This window comes from Mesorhizobium sp. M4A.F.Ca.ET.020.02.1.1, from assembly GCF_004022645.1.
Classification (GTDB): Bacteria; Pseudomonadota; Alphaproteobacteria; order Rhizobiales; family Rhizobiaceae; genus Mesorhizobium.
The window spans coordinates 1-1,414 of sequence record NZ_RZOI01001082.1 but is presented as its reverse complement, the minus strand read 5'-3'; the positions used below and the strand labels follow the sequence as shown (position 1 = coordinate 1,414).

The 1,414-nt window shown below is 64.9% G+C and carries 2 protein-coding genes; one reads left to right on the top strand and one right to left on the bottom strand.

Annotated elements, in window-relative coordinates:
• Window positions 1–15: 15 nt before the first annotated feature.
• Window positions 16–609, top strand: a complete 594-nt coding sequence (locus EN742_RS34985) for a TadE/TadG family type IV pilus assembly protein (protein WP_128333883.1) — start codon at window positions 16–18, stop codon at window positions 607–609.
• Between the two features lie 41 nt (window positions 610–650).
• On the opposite strand, the gene EN742_RS34980 is transcribed toward EN742_RS34985, so the two are convergent.
• Window positions 651–1,414, bottom strand: a 764-nt coding sequence (locus tag EN742_RS34980) for a PhnD/SsuA/transferrin family substrate-binding protein (RefSeq protein WP_128333882.1), incomplete at its 5' end; no start/stop codon positions are given.

The following is a 1,414-nucleotide window of genomic DNA, read 5'->3' as shown; positions in this document are numbered from 1 at the left end:
GGGGCACATCGGGGGATTTTGGCGGCCTGGGCAAGGGCGACGCGGTTTTGCGCTGATCGCCGCGGCGTCGCGGCGATCGAGTTCGCCTTCATCGTGCCGCTGCTGCTCGTCATGTATTTCGTGACCATGGAGGCCTCACAGGCCATCGAGACCAGCAAGAAGGTCAGCCGCATCGGCAGCATGGTGGCGGACCTCGTCACGCAGCAGAACACGATCAGCAAGGCGGATCTCGACGCGATCATGAAGATCGGCACATCGACCTTGAAGCCCTACAACCGGTCGACCCCCAAGATCGTCATCACGGCCATAGAGGTCACGACCGATACGACGCCGAAGGTACAGGTCGTCTGGTCGCGCAAGCTGGACAACGGCGCCACCAGCGCCGATGCCGCGAAGACCACCACCACCACAATTCCCACCGCGCTCAACGTCAAGGGCACGTTCCTGATCCGTGTCGAAAGCGACCTCGCCTATGAGCCGATCATCACTTGGGCGGCGGACAGCCAGGATCGGATTGGACTGACCTCGGCTTTCAGCCACATTTCGATGAGCGAGACCTATTACCTGCGGCCGCGCAGGAGCACCACGATCCCTTGTGGCGATTGCTGAGAATTCCTTTGCCGCCGCGGTGGTCGCCGCGTCGTCCGGGACTATTGCCGGCCCTCTTTGCCCGACACCAGCCGCACGATCGCCGCCGCCGTCGCATAGTCCTCTTGCGAGGTGACGGTGAAGCCGCCGGAATGCGTTGCCTCCAGGAGATCGTAGACATCGGGCGTCATCGACTTCAGGTTGGTGAGGAACACGGTGAGCCGGCGCTTGGCCTCGGGGTCGAGATCGCTGCGCACGGCATGCGGGCCATATCTCAGCAGCCCTGACGTCCACACCACCTGAACGGACGTCTTCGAAAGACCCGCCGCCTCCAGCCGCGCCAATGTCCCGTTCGGATCCGCCACCTGGTCGCCCGTGCCGGCAGGCTGGCCAGCAGGGAGAGCCGGCTGACTGTCGGGCACTGCCGTTTTGTCATTGGAGGCTACCCAGCCGAACAGGGCATCGGCCTCACCATCGACCAGCATTGTTTCGGCGGCGGCGGCCGAAGCGGCGTGCATCAGGTACGGCGAGTCCTCGCTGATTCCGAAACCTGCATCCGCCAGCCCGGCAAGCGGCAGCAGCGAACCGCCGATACTGTCGGCAGGCGCCAAGGCGATCCGGTGGCTGGCCATCGCGGCCAGGTCCGGGACCTTGCCGTCGCGCGTCACAAGGACGGAGCGGATGCCGGTGGCGCCATCCACGTCGACCGGCGCCACCAGAGGTTCGACGCAGCCGCAGCGCTCGGACGCCGTCGCATAGGCAATTGCCGAATAGACGGCATATTGGATTCGTCCGTCCGCCTGGGCCTCGATCAGCGCCTGGTAGT